Below are 1543 nucleotides of genomic sequence, written 5' to 3' on the forward strand. Positions count from 1 at the left end.
CCGCCGCTAGAACGAGGTGTTACGGGCTTTTCCCCCCTGTTCAATAGTACTGGGCATCGGGGGGCGGGCACACACCCCGCCCCTACGTCGTTCTCCGTAACTTGGGTTGATTATTCAACCCAAACCCAACTGGCACGGAGAGGTTTCAAGCGGCCCGCCCGCCGCTACCGCCGCCTCACGGCTTGCATCTGCTGGCGCAGCTCGGCGGCCGAATACACCCGGCCCCGCGCCACCACAGTGTGCGGGCCGCGCAGGGCCGATAGGTTGGTCAGCGGGTTGCGTTCGAGCAGCAGCAAATCGGCCGCTTTGCCGGCGGCGATGGAGCCGGCCGTGGCTTCGACCCCAAAGAAGCGGGCTCCGTTGATAGTGGCCGTGCGCAGGGCTTCAGCGGGCGTGAGGCCGGCGCTTACTAGCTGGTCGAGCTCGCCGAGCAGTGAGGCTCCGGGGTAGACGTAGGAATTGGAGGCCCCGCTGTCGGAGCCGGCCAACAGCAGCACGCCGGCCTTTTGCATGCCCGGAATCAGGCTGCGGAACCGGGCGCCGAGCTGCTGGTTGAACGCCCGGGTAGCGGCCGACTGCTGCCGGGCCCCGGCCAGCCGTCGGGCGTAAGTGGCCTCAATTTGCGGGTCAATATAGGCCAGCAGCGAGTCGCGGGAGTGGTCGGTGGTGGGCAAATCGGCCAGCAGCTGCTGAATGTAGAGCGTGGGCACCACGGCCGTGCGCCGCTCGGCCAGCATGCGAAAGGTGCGGGCGGCGGTGGCCGGGTCGTAGGTGCGGTATACGGTCGGCAGGGCCGCAAACAGCCCGATGGGTTTCGCGGTACCCTGACTCTGGCGGATAGCTGCCGTGATGCTGTCTTCGCGGTTGGAGCAAGCTTTGAACACGTAGTAAAGGTGCTCGGAGGCGTCGAGGCCGGCGGCGGCGGCCTCGGCCAGCGTGGCGGTGTAGGGCATGTGGCCGGTGGTGCGCATTCCTCGCTTTTCGGCCTGCGCGATGGTGCCCAAAAAGGCCTCGCGCGAAATCGTGCTCTCGTAAATCTTCACGTAATCCACCTTCAGCGCCTGCAAAGAATCGAGGGCGCGGCCAATCTGGGCGGGCGTTTGCACTTCCAGCGAGCCGGCCCAGAACGCGCCCGGTCCGTCAATCTTAGGACCCGAGGTGAAGATGGTGGGGCCCGCCAGCTGGCCGGCCGTAATCTGCCGTTGCCACTGCCGCACGGCCGGAGTCAGGTCGCCGCCCGCGTCGCGCACCGTCGTGATGCCGTGGGCCAGGTACAGGGGCAGCAGGTTGCGGTTGGCGTTTACCAGTGAGTCGCCGCCCCGAAAGTGCACGTGCATGTCCCAGAGGCCCGGCATGAGGTAGCGTCCCTGAGCATCGAGCGTGCGGGTGGCCCGCGGGGTGCTGGCCGTGGTGGCTCCGAGCTGGCGGATGACGCCCCCGGCTACGGCCACCGTCTGGTCGGGTCGGATGGTGCCGGTTTCCACGTCTACCACGTTGGCGTGGGTGATGACCAAATCGTAGGTTGTAGTGGCGGGCGGGGTGG

Annotated in this window: 1 protein-coding gene; it reads right to left on the minus strand. The window is 67.2% G+C overall.

Annotation, left to right across the window (positions count from 1 at the left end; all coding sequences use genetic code 11):
• Positions 1 to 164: 164 nt before the first annotated feature.
• On the minus strand, positions 165 to 1543 hold a 1379-nt coding region (locus HW556_RS18310), incomplete at its 5' end, for an amidohydrolase family protein (protein WP_176901556.1).

The organism is Hymenobacter terrestris (assembly GCF_013377905.1).
Classification (GTDB): Bacteria; Bacteroidota; Bacteroidia; order Cytophagales; family Hymenobacteraceae; genus Hymenobacter; species Hymenobacter terrestris.